The sequence below is a fragment of the Ohtaekwangia koreensis genome, from assembly GCF_900167975.1.
In the GTDB taxonomy this organism is placed as follows: domain Bacteria; phylum Bacteroidota; class Bacteroidia; order Cytophagales; family Cyclobacteriaceae; genus Ohtaekwangia; species Ohtaekwangia koreensis.
Genome location: NZ_FUZU01000001.1, coordinates 3,049,944 through 3,065,234 on the forward strand (window position 1 = coordinate 3,049,944; position 15,291 = coordinate 3,065,234).

Below are 15,291 nucleotides of genomic sequence, written 5' to 3' on the forward strand. Positions count from 1 at the left end.
AGTTGATAAACAAACTGGACAGCCACGGTATATTTCATCCACCACTCTTTATATCGGATGATATACCTGGATCAGCTTGTGCGGTTTGATCTCTACTGGCATGATGCAGCGACTCTTCAGTTATCAGTGGTAAAGTCACGCGGAAAAGTGACCCCCATCCTTTGCGTGATTCTACTTCAATCGTTCCATGTAACACTTCGATCTGTGATTTGATCAGATATAGTCCTATACCGCGTCCTTCAACATGTGTATGAAATCGCTTGTATAGTTTGAATATTTTTTCCTTGTGTAAACTTGCATCAAATCCAAGACCATTGTCCTGTACTTCAATCACCACTTTTCCTTCTATGTGTTGGCTGGTAGCTTTTATGATCAGCTGCCGGTCGGGGGAACGAAATTTGATAGCATTGCTCAGGAGATTGTAGAATGTACTTTGCAACATGGCGCGCACCGTAATGATTTCAGGTATAGCCGTGAAATCTGCAGTGATCTCTTCCTGTCCCGTAAGGCTGTCCTGCAGGAGTGCTATACTTTGCTGCCATTCTTTCTCGAAGGCCACAACCTCCAGGTACTGATCTGGTTCATTTCGTAATACCAATACTTTGTTCAGGTCTTTAATGATAAGGTCAAGGTCAGCAGCAGTCTTCGCCATGAGGTCAACCCATTTCTTTGCCTGCACTAATTCTTCTTCCGCCTGTGCAAGCGAAGCAAGCCCAAGCAACCTTACCACCGGGCCGCGCAGGTTATGCGAAACAGTGTAGGAGAATTGTAGCAGCTCGTTGTTATATCGTACCAGCTCATCATTGGTAGTACGCAGCTCAAGTGTTTTGTCGGCTACAATCTGTTCCAGGTTCCGGTTTAGATCGCTGATGCTTTTGTTACTCTCCGATAGCCTGCTCGACTGCGCCTGTATCTCTTCATTCTGTTCCGATACTTCTTGGTATAAATGCTTTAACTCAGCATTCATCTCCTGGAGTTTATCGGCTTGCGCCTGTATCCGCTTGTTCTTCTCTGTAATAACCCGGTTGAGCGTTTTAATGCGTGCATAGAAACGATAATACATCAGCGTAAGGGCAGCGAGCAAGGCTATACACATAACTCCGGCAATCAAGAGTATAAATTGCTGGCGCAGTTTAGATTCCTGTAAATTGATTTTGTCCTGAGCTAGCTGCTTGTCTTTTTGCAGGACTTTTATATCGCGGTCCCGTTGTTCGATCTCTTGTGTTTTCTCCAGGGTAACAAACCTGCGTGCAAGATCGGTCCGGTGGATAGAATCTTTTAATGCGCTGGCCATCATCGAATATTGCAATGATTCTTTATACCGGTTTTGTGCTGCTAATAAATCCCTGCGCGTATTATAATTCAGAATCAACAACTCGTTAGCATGTGCCAGCCTGCAATATTCTTCTGACTGATCGAGCAAATGTATAGCACTTTTAAAATTACCTTGCCGTACATATATATCACCTTTTCCCCAGCGCGACCAGGCTAATCCAAAGGTATAGTTCGAGGTTTCAGCGCGCTGTATACTCTGCTGGTAGAGTGCGAGTGCTTGTGAAAAATGTTTTTGCCTCGCTTCCATAAACCCCAGGTTCATCAATGCTTCACTAAGGCCGCGGTCGTTTCCCATGCGCGTATAGACTTCTGCAACAGAGTCCAGGCATGCCTTCGCAGGTATATATTCATTCAGGTCCGTAAGCACCACACCTTTCAGCATCAGTGCATCAGCCAGGTCGCCTTGAAGCTGTCGCTTCGGACCATCGCGCAATCCTTCATTTGCAAGTCGCAAGGCCTGTGTCAGGTCACCCAGGTGAAAATTTACCCAGCCGATCCGGTTTCGGATGCTATAGGTATCAGCCTCAAATCCATGTTCTTTACTTAATCGCAGTGCATCGTATAAATTATTGAGTGCCAGTTCATATTCACCGCGATCAGAAAATACTTTACCCATGTCGGTGAGCAAGGTGATATACTTGCGGATGAGTGATTTACTATAATAATAGTTACGGGCCGAGTCCAGTAATACTACAGCCTCATCAAACCTGCCTTTCCTGAAGTAGATCAGTGCTCGCAAATGGCGAACGTCATTCAGATCTTCACGATCTTCATAATGATCTTTCACGAGTTCTTCCGCCTCATCAAGCATCGCCTCAGCGGTTGCTATATCTCCTGATGTCAGTGTATTGCCCGCTTTCAAAATAAGGGCATCGGCAAGAAGTATATCATCGGACAGTAGTCTGCGTATGGCAATAGCACGGTCCAGGTATAGCTGTTGTTTATCGTATTGATAGCGCTGACCATAGAGTGCGCTCATGTTCCGGTATATCTTGGAGAGCGTAAGCGCATTTGTACTATCCTTAAAAATCTCGTAGGCTTTGTTGAAGTAAAACAACGCAGAATCTTTCTCTACTTCTTCCAGGGCGCATACACCGAGTTGCAACAGGGTATATCCCTGGTTGGCCCGATCGCCAGCCTGGATGGATAACGTAAGGCCGCGGTGCAGGTCTTGATGTGCTAATGCAAATTGCCCGGAAAGATATTCGTATACACCTCGGTATGTATATGCAACAGCTTCGCCTTTTATATACTTGATTTGTCTGCTGAGCCGAATGGCTTCGTTGCCATAGCGAACAACTTTGTCGTTATCATGGGTAATGAATTCGTAGGTGAGTTGATTCAGAGTCTCAATCTTTTGCTTCCCTTGTAGTTGTGGAAGGCGCTGTTCAAGACTATCCGTTACTTTCGATTGCCCCACAGCGTTGCTGTACACAACGCTCAATACGAGGAGTAGCGCGAAAGCCTTGCCGCAGTTCATTTTTAAAATTGAGTAAAACGTTGAAAGCAAAGTTAACCGGATTTTCGAGGGTTTAAAAAAGCGTGTGAGCGAGTGACTGCGGGGCATAGTAGTCGTGTACTGTGTGGAATCAGCTGCGGAAACTGAAGTTGGAAATACACGACTGGTTAATCCGGGCTACATTGTTACGCATTTTTTTTCAATTTAAATGAAAGTCTATCGCCTGATGAACCGGATATCATTTGAATACACGAGTTGATTCGATCGGCAGGGAACGCATTCAATACACCGCTACATGGATCCTTAAAACGATTGTAGCACCTCGCATGCATGCATTCCCCAGTCATTGTCTATTTATAACTATATATCTCTTGCATATCCAGTCTGTTTAACGAAACAAAAGCTTGGCTCCACAAAGTTCAAATCTCGTTTTGCAAAGAACTCCGTCCTGCACAGAGGCTTTTACTGAATTACGAGCCAGAATTCAGGTTTTTAAACCATTCCTGCGTAACTTACTTTTAAAGTTCGATGAAGTTTAACAATTTGTTGCCTGTTGACGATGATGGTGAGTTTTTTTCTTCGAGAATATATATCAATGAAGCTATAGGTGTTGCTCTTTTTATTGGACTCAATGCCCTGGAGAGATTGATGAATTGACGTTGCAGCGAATCGGACAACCACAAGACTCGTAATTTTTTCAAATTATTAAAATTAAGAGCTATCCAAATAGCTTGATGTGACATGATCGGGCATACTGAAATAAAATATCATTTTCTCGAAGGTGGTGGTGAAATGGGAGAGCTCACCCGGACATTCGATTGGGCGTCTACTCCTGTCGGTGCAGTAGATACATGGCCACGGGAGCTGCAGGCAGTAGTTGGTGTTATTCTTCATTCCGGATTTCCCATGTTTCTCTGGTGGGGAGATGAGATGATCCAGTTTTACAACGATGCTTATCGCCCGAGTCTGGGTAATGAAGGAAAACATCCGGAAGCATTGGGACAAAAAGCGATTGACTGTTGGCCTGAGATATGGTCTATTATATACCCGCTCATCTTACAGGTAAAAAATGAAAACAAGTCCTTCTTCCTGGAAGATCAGCTCGTACCGATATTTCGAAATGGCAAGATCGAAGATGTATACTGGACCTTTAGCTATAGCTCTGTTATAGGTGAAACCGGAACGATCGATGGTGTGCTGGTGGTCTGCACGGAAACCACCCGGAAAGTAAATTTATTAAAGGAGATAGAACAGTCGCGCGAACGACTCAGACTAAGCGAATCCAATTTCAAAAGGATAATTCTCCAGGCACCCGTTGCCATGTGTATTTTGAAAGGGCCTAAACATGTGGTGGAGATTGCTAATGAACGTATGTATAAACTGTGGGGTAAACCAGAGAGAACATTCCTGGGTAAACCTATATTCAATGAACTGCAGGAAGCAAAGTATGAAGGCTTTGAAGCACTGCTGGACAATGTATATAAAACCGGTGAGACCTTTACCGCATACGGAGCACCCGTAACGCTCTTCCGCGAAGACAAGACTGAAACAGTATATGTTCATTTTGTATATGAAGCACTTCGGGAAGGTGATAATTCAATTTCAGGAGTGATGGTGGTAGCGGTGGAAGTCACCGAAGAAATCCTGACACGAAAAAAACTGGAAGAGAGTGAAAATCAGGTCCGCTCGCTGGTGGAAAGTGCTCCATTTCCTATAGGTGTATACGTAGGAAGAGAGATGCGTATAGCCTTGGTCAACCAGGCTATTATTGATGTTTGGGGAAAGGGCCCCCATATGGTAGGAAAAACCTATTACGAGGTATTACCGGAATTAGACAGTCAGCAGATATACCCGAAGCTGGATCGAGTATATACCACTGGAGTTCCATATCATGCCCGTAATGAACGTGTAGACCTGATGGTGGATGGCGAGCTTCAAACCTATTACTTCAATTATAGTTTCACGCCGTTATTTGATGCTAAAGGCAATGTATACGGTGTTATGAACACCGCGGCAGAAGTAACGGATCTCATCATTGCCAAGCAACAGGTTGAACGGAGCGAGAGTAATTTCCGTAACATGGTAAAGCAGGCACCGGTGGCTATGTGTATCATGCTAGGTCCCGATCATGTGGTAGAAGTTGCCAACGACCTGATTATTGAACTCTGGGGCAAACCAGCAGAAGAGGTAATGAACAGGCCTATATTTGAAGGATTGCCGGATGCGCGCAACCAGGGCCTGGAGGAATTAATGGATGGAGTATATACTACAGGGAACGCATTCTACGCCAATGAACGTCCGGTAACATTATTGCGGAAAGGGAAATATGAGACTATATATCAGAACTTTGCTTACGAGCCGTACCGCGATTCAGACGGAACTATATTAGGTGTGCTGGCAATAACCATTGATGTCACACAACAGGTAAAGGCGCGCCTGGAAATTGAAGAAGTAGTAGCCGAACGCACCGCGGATCTCCAGAAATCAAACGCTGAGTTGTCGCAGTTCGCCTATATTACATCCCATGATTTACAGGAGCCGGCACGAAAAATAAGTACGTTCACCGAAATGCTTACCAATGCTCTGGGTGAAACAATCGATCCACGTGCCAGACTATATTTGCAAAAGATAGAGTCATCGGCTTCCCGAATGCTGACACTCATCCGGGATATATTGGCGCTGTCTCAACTTTCGAAGAACACCTATCAGTTTGAAACGGTAGACCTCAACGACACACTTAGCGAAATCGTAAATGATTACGAATTGCTGATCGAGCAGAAAGATTGTGAAATTATAAGCGATCATCTTCCATCCATTGAAGCTATACCGGTACAGATGAGTCAACTCTTCGGTAACCTCATATCCAATGCGCTTAAATTTTCTATACCCGGTAATAAAAACTGTATACGAATTGCGTCACAGGCACTGCGTGAATACGAGCGCGTTGAATATCCTGATCTCAAGCCGTTCATGGCATACTATAAAATATCATTTTCAGATAACGGTATTGGGTTTAACCAGGAGTATGCACAGCAGATCTTTAATATATTTCAACGATTGCATTCAAAGGCAGACTACCAGGGCACGGGCATCGGTTTGGCGATGTGCAAGAAGATTGCTGAGAATCATAGTGGACATATATCTGCTACATCGGTTCAGGGTGATGGCGCTACCTTCACGGTAATTCTGCCGGTTTCGCAACGGAACCATGCTTGAGATATATTTGGAATTGAATATATATATTAGCTGAAAGCCTTGTTTAAGTATATCGATGCTTTGCAGTACCTTGATTATAGTTCTATTTTTTATCGCCACGTTCAATGGCTTTTGTAATGGAGCTGACAACGTCATCAAGTTTCTCAGCAGAGATCTCCAGGTGCTCAAGTACATCTTTTCCCTGATCAATAGTCTGTACTTTTTTCATCAGGTTGATCAATCCCAATATACTGGCCACCGGACTTCGTAGTTTGTGTGCGTTGATGAAGGCGTATTCTTCAAGTGCTTTATTCTTCTTTTCAAGTTCTGCAGTTCGTTCGCGAACTATATTTTCAAGGTTCTCATTTATACCATTTATCTCTTCGGCTTGTGCCAGGATCTCATGATTTCTTAATTTGATCTCTTCATTCTGAACACGGACTTCGTTATTACTGATCTGTAGAGCAAGCCTTGCCTTAATTTCACGAATGGTGAGATTATAGCGGGTCTGCACGAGCATCGACATAAAAATAAATGAAGAAATCAGGATCAATCCACCCTGAACAAAGAACTCATTGATCTGTAAATTCGAATTGCCGTTGACAAAGTATGCCGTACTGATAATAGACAACAAAATCGCTACGAAAGAATAACGCCAGCTCCATGCCACAAACATACCCGTACCGATCAGAAGCGCCGTGAAATTAAGGTTATGACCAAGCAGATCACTATCGTTAATCAAACCATAGGTATAGGCATTTTGAAGTGAGATCAGCGTGAAGGGCACGACAACGATAATGTGGGAGGGGAGGTAAAAGCGATTTCGGAGGATGAGTACGGTTAATGTGATGAGTGATACGCACAGACGGATCGCTAGTAAATGCGACCAGGCTTCCGGGATATTTAAATAGTCGGTGATGGCGAAAACAGGATCAAAGATAATTGCGGCCCATGCAGCGACTACGTGATATTTGGAAGATGATTTCTCTAGTTCGCCTTGCCACATTGCTTCCGGCACCTGACCGATCAAACTCTCTTCTTTTACCCAACCTTTGTTGCCCATGCTTTTCCCGTCATCGCACAAAAGTAATTTAAATTGAAGTATATTCTAACAGTATAGTATTGAAAGTATAGCAAGACTTGACGTCATGCATTAAAAAGCCGGTTTACCATTGACACTGGCGCAGGAGGGAGGCGGTTTCGTTGAATGTATCGCATCTAATCATGAACAAAGCTTTGCGTGATTTCCATACCTTTGATTATCATAAGGTTTGTTTCAGGTTCTGTAGCCTGGTGCTGTTTGGGCTATATTTCCAATACGAACTTCTTTAACCAGTCAACTATATTTCCAGATGAGTCAGATATTTTCCAGGATTAACACCAGGGCCTCCATAAAATATATAGGTGAATGTTCTATAACCAGATCACAAGCTTTTCTTTTATATTTAACCCGTAAACACTTGCCATGCAAAGTCATTTTATAGAGTATATATACCTTATCTTTATTATTATCGGATTGATTATGGTAGCCAATAAGCTTACGCTGGCATACCCGATTGTGCTGGTATTGGGCGGACTGGCGCTGAGTTTCACAAACTTGTTTTCAAATATCACAATTGATCCTGAACTCATTTTCTTTATTTTCCTACCTCCTTTATTATATGATGCTGCATGGCAGACTTCATGGAAAGATTTCTGGAAATGGAGACGTGTTATTACAAGCTTTGCATTTCCCATTGTAATCTTTACATCGTGCGTTGTTGCGTTTGCATCACAGGCTCTCATTCCCGGGTTTACATTGGCGCTTGGATTTCTGTTGGGTGGAATTGTATCGCCTCCCGATGCTATATCTGCTACAACCATATTGCGCCAGGTAAAAGCTCCTAAAAGTTTGGTAAGCATTGCCGAAGGCGAAAGCCTCCTCAACGATGCATCGTCCCTCATTGTGTTTCGGTTTGCACTGGCCGCTATAGTAACCGGACAATTTCACTTGTCACAGGCAGTGGGCAGTTTCTTTCTTGTCATTGTTATGGGGACAATGATCGGATTGGCTATAGGACTCATTTTCTATGCTATATACAGATGGTTGCCGACCACGCCGAGTATAGAGATCATCTTAAGTTTTCTGGCACCGTATTGCATGTATTACTTTGCAGAGCGATTTCATTTTTCAGGCGTACTAGCGGTTGTCGCAGGAGGACTTTTACTGGCCAGCAAACGTCACGTCATGCTCACTTACCAGGGACGTGTACAAGGTTCGAATGTCTGGTCCACGATCGGGTTTATTTTAAACGGAGTAGTGTTTTTATTAATCGGACTTCAACTGCCCTATATCGTGAGCGGAGTAGAACAAGTCACATTGGGCGAAGCTATAGGATACGGGCTGGTAATCTCACTGGTATTGATTGTTACAAGGATTTGTTGTACGCTGGGAGCATCGCTCTTTACACGGTTCATAGGACGCTTCATTACCGTAGCAGATCCTAACCCCGGCTGGAAGGTTCCGTTCGTATTTGGCTGGGCGGGTATGCGTGGGGTTGTGTCTCTGGCAGCAGCGCTATCTATACCCGTGCTCATACAACCGGGACAAGCGTTTCCATATCGCAACCTGATCCTTATCATCACATTTATAGTGATCCTGGTAACGCTTGTATTTCAGGGTTTAACGCTTCCCTGGATCATCCGGAAAATGAAAATGGAAGATCCGCTCGCTGCAGTAAAGGAGCAAGAACAGGAATTGACTATTCGAAAAACAATTGCTCAAAGTTCATTGAAACATCTCGAACAGGTATATACAAAAGAGCACGGGGAGAACGAACACATCCGGAACCTGGCCACCAAACTTCGCACCGACCTGAGTATATTTGAAAACGATCTGGATGGTTTCAATAGCACGGGCCGGGAGGTGTTGATCCAGTATCAAGATATATACTTATCATTGCTGGATGAGCAGCGAAAGGCACTTCACCAACTGAACCGCGAAGAAGCATACGATGAAGAACTCATCCGGAAGTATCTTTCCCTGGTAGACATTGAAGAAACAAAGCTCCGTGAAATTTCAATAAGTCATTGATGAAGAATAGATATAGGGGCTAGTAATTACGTTAAAGCCTTCCGCACAGAGGCCAGAAGTGCTTTGTCATTTGACTTCTCAATGATGATGCGATCGCAATGGTTAAACTTTGCAAAGATCTCAATCGCCTCACAAATTTTATCGCTCATTGGTTTGGTTAACTTGAGTGACTCGGTGTGAAGGTTATGAATGATGAGTGTCCGTTGTTTTCGATCGGCTTTCGAATCCATGCGAGCAACAAAAGTGTCTCCTATCAATACCGGCAATGAAAAATATCCATACTTCCGTTTTGCCTTAGGCACAAAGCATTCAACCTGGTAATCAAAATCAAAGAAATCTCTTAAGCGGTGCCGGTATACATTGAGTATATCAAATGGCGAAAGTATAAAAGCATCGCCCGACAATGCAATCTTTTTATTTTTATAGGCAGGTAGCATGTAGAGGGGAGACGTTTTGACGCCCGTAACCTCTACGACACAAACTTCCCCTATATCAACAAGTTTTTGTATTTCTGTTTTTATAGAATTTTTTACATACCGGGCACTATATACAATTTCCTTTATGGACGCTATACCCAGGGCTTTGAGCGATCGCAGAATAACATGTCTGGCAAATTCTTCAGCAGTGGGCATACGTGTATCGATTTCTTCTGATACTATATTTTCAGGCAGATCATATACCTTTTGAAAATCCTTTCGTCGCACAGTCATGAGCCTTCCGTCAAGATGCAACCTTTCAAGTGCAAGCTTCGAAGGACGCCAGTCCCACCAACCCGAGCTTTTGGTGACACGATCATTTTCAAAGTCGCGCGCCATAAGAGGTCCTTCACGACCGATCCGGTCAAGTACTTTTTTCATCATATTGATCTCTGCCTGCGTCAGCGCTTTTCTTCGGGCGGAAAAGCTTTCCTTTATGGGCAACGAAAAACGGAAGTCATGCAGGGGTATATATCCGGCAGCAAACGTCCAGAATTCGAAAATCCTTCCTTCTGCCTGGAGCTCATCGAGCCATTCAGGCTTGTAGTCAGGTACGCGAGACACGATGGTATGGTGATGCGCACGCTCGACAACGTAGTTCGTATCGATCTGGACAAATCCCAGATGATCGATGAATTTGTATACACCTTCTTTACCCTTACCAAACTGCCCACGTTTAGATAACCCCGCTGCATGAAGCATGATTTTTCGGGCTTGTGCCTTCGAGAAGATAAACTTATTCATGAGTTCAAGTAACTAATTTTTTGGATTCTGGCACAGAAGATTATGGAGGAAGCAAAGATTATTATTAGAACATATGTTTATACCTTCAAAAAAAGCGCACAATCGCAAAAAAACTTTTTCATTACTAACTTGTAGAATGAACACTATATCTGTATATTCGTTCTACAAATTAGTAAGGAATGATTGAAACACGTTTAGGTGATTTCGAAGAAGTGCTCATGCTCATCATCGGAATCCTCGGTGAAGAAGATACGTACGCCTTCCGCATTGCCCAGGAATTTAAAACACAAACCAACCGGGCTGTCTCCATTGGCGCTGTGCATTCTACACTGGACAGGCTTGAGAACAAAGGCTTCTTAAAATCGCAGACGCGAGAAGGTACCTCTGAAAGAGGCGCACGGGTAAAACGTATTTACTCCCTGACGGCTTTAGGAAAACGCGTGTTGAAAGAGTCAATGGAATTTAAGCTCGGACTCTGGAAACAGTACCCGGCATTTTCAGGAAAATTCAATATGAGTTAAGTTGAAACAACAAGATACTATACCCAAAGCTGCACTGCGGTTTCTCCGGCTTTTCCTCCGCCATGATTTAGTGGATGAGGTAACGGGAGACCTCGAGGAGATGTATAGCTTTACGCGACTCACGCGGTCTAAATATATAGCAAGGTTAGTAATCTGGCTGGAAGTACTCCATTATATACGACCCTTTGCAATCCGGAAACAAACAGTAACCCCTATAAGTACGTGGCCTATGTATAAAAGCTATTTTAAAACCGCTTTTCGCAACATGGTGCGAAACAAACTGCATGCTTTCATTAATATAACCGGGCTCTCCGTGGGAATGGCTGTAACCATTGTTATAGCGCTGTGGATTGCCGATGAACTATCCTATGAAAAACATTTTGATAAATATTCGCGCATCGGTCGTGTATTACAAAATGTTACCAATAACGGTGAAGTACAAACCTGGTGGACGCTTCCATGGCCGCTCGCAGAGGAACTGCGGAAGAACTACGGAAGTGATTTTTCTAACGTTGTGCTTACAACGGGTCTTCAGCCACATTTGCTTACAACGGAAGACAACAAGCTAAACAAGACAGGACTTTTTGCAGAGCAGGATTTTACAAAAATATTCTCGCTGGAAATGGTATATGGTTCTTCGCATACGCTGAAAGATCCTTCATCTATTTTGTTATCGGAAAGAACCGCGAAAGCATACTTCGGTGATAAAAATCCCCTGGGTGAAATCATAACGATCGACCGTGACAAGAGACTGGTCGTAAAGGTCGCAGGTGTATATAAAGATATGCCTTCAACTTCCGAATTCTCAAACCTCGAATTTATTGCATCATGGGATCTTTTATTCAACGCTACCGACTGGATAAAATCCATGAGCGATCCCTGGAGGCCGAATGCCTTTGTAGTATATACTTTGCTCGCAGAGCATGCTTCATTTGAAGGTGCATCGGAAAAAATCCGTGATGCAAAACTGAAAAAAGTAAATGAAGCACTGGCAAAGAAAAAGCCTGCACTGTTTATTCATCCCATGCAGGATTGGCATCTCCACTCGAAATTTAAAAACGGAGTAAAGGAAGGAGGCAGAATCGAATACGTTTGGTTATTTGGAATCATCGGAGGCTTTGTTCTGCTGATGGCATGTATAAACTTTATGAACCTGAGCACCGCACGATCAGAGAAACGTGCGAAAGAAGTCGGTATCCGTAAAGCAATCGGATCACTGAGAAGCCAATTGATCTATCAGTTTTTCAGTGAATCTATACTCACAGCATTTTTCTCACTGTTGCTGGCAATAGGTGTGGTATATATCGTGTTGCCATATTTCAACACTATTGCAGATAAGAATGTTTCCCTGCAATGGACGAACATAACCTGGTGGTTTACCGCAATACTTTTTTGCTTGGGTATAGGTATAATAGCCGGAAGTTATCCAGCGCTATATCTGTCATCTATTCAATCCAGCAAAGCCATAAAAGGTGGATACAAAGCCGGACGCAATGCAGCTATTCCGCGAAAGATACTGGTCACCATTCAATTTGCAGTTTCAATTGTATTGATCATCGGTACCGTGGTAGTATACCTGCAAGTTCAGCACGCTAAAAACAGACCCATCGGTTACGACACGAATGGACTTGTGGCAATACCTATGGCTAGTGAACTTCATACACATTTTGATGCTGTAAAGAATGAGCTCGAAGCAAACGGAACCATTTTGGCAATGGCAGAGGCTATGTCTCCTACAACGCAGCAATGGTCTAGCACCAGTCAACTGGATTGGAATGGTAAAGATCCCGACCTGTCAGTCGATTTTGGAGTGATCAGTGGCTCCTATGATTATGGGAAGACTATCGGGTGGGAGATCGTGATGGGACGCGATTTTTCACGCGAGTATATATCTGATTCTACCGCCATCATACTCAACGAAGCGGCCGTACAATATATGGGGCTGAAAAATCCAATAGGAGAAACTGTACGGTCGAGTAATGCACCTTATACGGTTGTGGGCGTGGTAAAAGATATTATAACTTCATCGCCTTACACCCCCGTTACACCAACACTATATTATTTATCAACGTGGCAGGAGAACTTCCTGGTTGCGCGCATCAGTCCGACTATCAGTACAGCGGAAGCTTTGGCGAACATAGAAGCAGTATATAGTAAATACAACAACGAGGTTCCGTTTACATATGAGTTCACCGATGAATCCTATGCTCGCAAATTCGGAGATGAAGAGCGCGTGGGCACACTATCCACTATATTTTCAACGTTGGCAATCTTCATCAGTTGCCTGGGTATACTTGGGCTCTCATCTTTCATGGCGGAACAGCGCATGAAAGAAATAGGTGTGCGCAAAGTAATGGGCGCCTCTGTGCTTGATCTTTGGAAATTGATGTCGCGGGACTTTGTACTGCTGGTGACTATTGCCAGCATCATGGCCATACCCATTGCATATATAGCCGTCTCATCATGGCTTGAAAACTATAGATATCATCTGGCCATGCCTTGGTGGGCGTTCATTGCAGCGGCTTTGGGTACTCTGCTCATTACACTGCTAACGGTAAGCTGGCATACTATAACTGCAGCTTCAATAAATCCGGTGAAGAGCCTGAGAGCTGAATAAGTAGTAGGGGGGATGCGTGTAAAGAAAGGGCAGGAGTGCCCTATATCTTAAATAAAACTTGAGCTGGTAACTTCAGATTAGGCACTATATATATCTTCTGTTATTTCAAGGTCACCTGTGAGGTAAACTATGAAGTAACAGAAGATTTTTTTAGTTAGATTTATTTGCCTTCACTCCATGGAGGAGCAATTTTATTCATGCGCGCATAGGCTATCAGTTGTCCAAGGTGTTCGTTCGAGTGGCCAACGACAATAAGAATAGCTGACATGTTGGTGTATTCTCCGGGGAATGGAAACTCTACTTTGGTTGCTAACGATGCATCAGGAGTATTTTTAATTGCACCCATAACCAGATCGTAAGACTTCTTGAGCTCCGCAGTAATGGCATCTTTTGTCTTCAGGTCTTTTTCCAATGTTTCCATTTTAACACCTTCAGGAATTTTTGCACCGAGCTTGGAAGCAAAAAAATAATTCGCAGAAATAATGTGAGCACAAACTTCTGCTATCGAGCGAACACCTTTCTCGGGAGTCCAGCTATATTTATCTGCGGGAATTGCCTGTGCAAGTTGCATAACGTGGCCCGATACGAAGTTAAGCGAACCTGCTGTTTCCTTTTGGAATTGTCCCTGGCAAAACGCCAGCATAGAAAGTGAACATAGCAATGTGGTAACAAACAATTTTTTCATAATGAATTGGGGTTGGTGGAAAATAAGATCGTTAAAGATAGAAGAAGGGAATTATGATACCAAGCGTAGCGTGTTATCGCTCGGTAGAAATATATATGATCATCTAAGGAATGAGTGCCTTGCGCTTATTCGTAATATTCAAAAGCATCAATGATGTCAAGATAAACACCATCGAATCCTGCATCCCGAATTTTGTTCAGATAGGAATCGCTGTTTTTGTAGATGATGTTTTGCCAGTCAGCTTCCCAGTATTTTACTTTATAGTTACCAGGCCAGTTCGGATTTTCAGCATCCATCCAGGAGGGCTTGGTTTTACTCCACTCGCTTTGCCAATAATATCGGTAGTCTTCAGCTTCCCCTATAGACATATAGGCAATTACTTTTCGTTTGCCACCACCGTTCTTCGTTTTTAGCTGAGCGATTTCACTGGCAGTGAGAGAAGTGCCATCGTGAAAGAACAAGTCAATGATCAGGATATCATAACGTGTATTTTTCAAAGCCTCCAGAAAATCAGTGCGTGACGAGAAATTCTGAGGATCGAGCAGGTAAAGAAAATTTTTGGCATCGGATAATGAATTGACATCACCACTATGCACTTGGTAAGGTTCGCTCGCAGGAATGAAATCGAGCTCACGGTGCTCAGCAGCAAATGACAAATAACCATACGTGTTATTTATAGTATAGGATGTTGATCGCTTGCTTTCTGTAAAACAATAGTCGGTAATGAGAATGCTGTTGCCACTGCTATGCGAGCGATCAAGGAAAGTTTTCAGATAGCTTGTAACACTGGAAGGAGTTGCTACATCATCTTCGTCATATCCGTACAAGAAGTCTTCCTGACCGTGGGCATCTATAGCATCAAGATAAGCAGTGTGCAATGCGCCATCGTCTTCTCCGTTTTGTGTAACGAGTTCGATGCCGTTCTGTGGAATGATCACAAAGTCGGGAGAAGTGCTTTTCGCTTTGGTGCTGATGTTGATTACCAGATTTCGCATCTCTTCTTTGTAGTCAACGGTTGATGCTGTATCGTCATCATCTGAAGAACACGCTGAACTCAACGCGATAATACCAACAGCAAGTGATAGGGGAAATTTCATTCGGCAATGGTTTATAAGTTGATAACAATAACGGCTTTTATAGTGGATGATTAACTGATCGGCTTCGACATTTTCGAAATCATGAAAAG

10 protein-coding genes are annotated in these 15,291 nt (G+C 43.4%); 5 read left to right on the forward strand and 5 right to left on the reverse strand.

Annotated elements, in window-relative coordinates; genetic code table 11:
* Positions 1-34: 34 nt before the first annotated feature.
* Positions 35-2,815 (reverse strand): ATP-binding protein, encoded by a 2,781-nt coding sequence (locus B5Y40_RS12005; protein ID WP_159453683.1) that lies wholly within the window; start codon positions 2,813-2,815, stop codon positions 35-37.
* 507 nt (positions 2,816-3,322) lie between these two features.
* Between B5Y40_RS12005 and B5Y40_RS30015 the strand changes: the two genes are divergently transcribed.
* Both B5Y40_RS30015 and B5Y40_RS12010 read left to right on the forward strand, forming a co-directional pair.
* The gene (locus B5Y40_RS30015) at positions 3,323-3,451 is read left to right on the forward strand and encodes a hypothetical protein (protein WP_262497176.1); all 129 of its coding nucleotides are present in this window, start codon (positions 3,323-3,325) and stop codon (positions 3,449-3,451) included.
* 84 nt (positions 3,452-3,535) lie between these two features.
* Positions 3,536-6,010, forward strand: a complete 2,475-nt coding sequence (locus B5Y40_RS12010) for a PAS domain-containing sensor histidine kinase (RefSeq protein WP_079686894.1) — start codon at positions 3,536-3,538, stop codon at positions 6,008-6,010.
* Positions 6,011-6,092: 82 nt separating this feature from the next.
* On the opposite strand, the gene B5Y40_RS12015 is transcribed toward B5Y40_RS12010, so the two are convergent.
* Positions 6,093-7,052 (reverse strand): phytochrome family protein, encoded by a 960-nt coding sequence (locus tag B5Y40_RS12015; protein WP_079686895.1) that lies wholly within the window; start codon positions 7,050-7,052, stop codon positions 6,093-6,095.
* Positions 7,053-7,454: 402 nt separating this feature from the next.
* On the opposite strand from B5Y40_RS12015, the gene B5Y40_RS12020 reads away from it, so the two are divergent.
* On the forward strand, positions 7,455-9,062 hold the full coding sequence (locus B5Y40_RS12020; RefSeq protein ID WP_079686896.1) for a Na+/H+ antiporter: 1,608 nt from the start codon (positions 7,455-7,457) through the stop codon (positions 9,060-9,062).
* Positions 9,063-9,088: 26 nt separating this feature from the next.
* Here the strand turns inward: B5Y40_RS12020 and B5Y40_RS12025 are convergent, their stop codons facing one another.
* Positions 9,089-10,282: a winged helix-turn-helix domain-containing protein gene (locus tag B5Y40_RS12025; RefSeq protein WP_079686897.1), complete on the reverse strand. Its 1,194-nt coding sequence runs from the start codon at positions 10,280-10,282 to the stop codon at positions 9,089-9,091.
* Between the two features lie 179 nt (positions 10,283-10,461).
* Here B5Y40_RS12025 and B5Y40_RS12030 point away from each other — a divergent pair, with 179 nt between their 5' ends.
* Positions 10,462-10,803: a PadR family transcriptional regulator gene (locus B5Y40_RS12030; protein WP_079686898.1), complete on the forward strand. Its 342-nt coding sequence runs from the start codon at positions 10,462-10,464 to the stop codon at positions 10,801-10,803.
* A 1-nt stretch (position 10,804) separates the two neighbouring features.
* Positions 10,805-13,420 (forward strand): ABC transporter permease, encoded by a 2,616-nt coding sequence (locus B5Y40_RS12035; protein WP_221408909.1) that lies wholly within the window; start codon positions 10,805-10,807, stop codon positions 13,418-13,420.
* A gap of 160 nt (positions 13,421-13,580) precedes the next feature.
* On the opposite strand, the gene B5Y40_RS12040 is transcribed toward B5Y40_RS12035, so the two are convergent.
* Positions 13,581-14,105: a DinB family protein gene (locus B5Y40_RS12040; protein WP_079686899.1), complete on the reverse strand. Its 525-nt coding sequence runs from the start codon at positions 14,103-14,105 to the stop codon at positions 13,581-13,583.
* Positions 14,106-14,230: 125 nt separating this feature from the next.
* On the reverse strand, positions 14,231-15,202 hold the full coding sequence (locus B5Y40_RS12045) for an endo alpha-1,4 polygalactosaminidase (protein WP_079686900.1): 972 nt from the start codon (positions 15,200-15,202) through the stop codon (positions 14,231-14,233).
* Positions 15,203-15,291 lie beyond the last annotated feature (89 nt).

Coding starts and splice junctions, on each gene's coding strand:
- B5Y40_RS12030 (WP_079686898.1), top strand. CDS start 10,462: ATGATTGAAACACGTTTAGGTGATTTCGAAGAAGTGCTCATGCTCATC.
- B5Y40_RS12040 (WP_079686899.1), bottom strand. CDS start 14,105: ATGAAAAAATTGTTTGTTACCACATTGCTATGTTCACTTTCTATGCTG.
- B5Y40_RS30015 (WP_262497176.1), top strand. CDS start 3,323: ATGAAGTTTAACAATTTGTTGCCTGTTGACGATGATGGTGAGTTTTTT.
- B5Y40_RS12045 (WP_079686900.1), bottom strand. CDS start 15,202: ATGAAATTTCCCCTATCACTTGCTGTTGGTATTATCGCGTTGAGTTCA.
- B5Y40_RS12020 (WP_079686896.1), top strand. CDS start 7,455: ATGCAAAGTCATTTTATAGAGTATATATACCTTATCTTTATTATTATC.
- B5Y40_RS12025 (WP_079686897.1), bottom strand. CDS start 10,282: ATGAATAAGTTTATCTTCTCGAAGGCACAAGCCCGAAAAATCATGCTT.
- B5Y40_RS12015 (WP_079686895.1), bottom strand. CDS start 7,052: ATGGGCAACAAAGGTTGGGTAAAAGAAGAGAGTTTGATCGGTCAGGTG.
- B5Y40_RS12010 (WP_079686894.1), top strand. CDS start 3,536: ATGATCGGGCATACTGAAATAAAATATCATTTTCTCGAAGGTGGTGGT.
- B5Y40_RS12005 (WP_159453683.1), bottom strand. CDS start 2,815: ATGAACTGCGGCAAGGCTTTCGCGCTACTCCTCGTATTGAGCGTTGTG.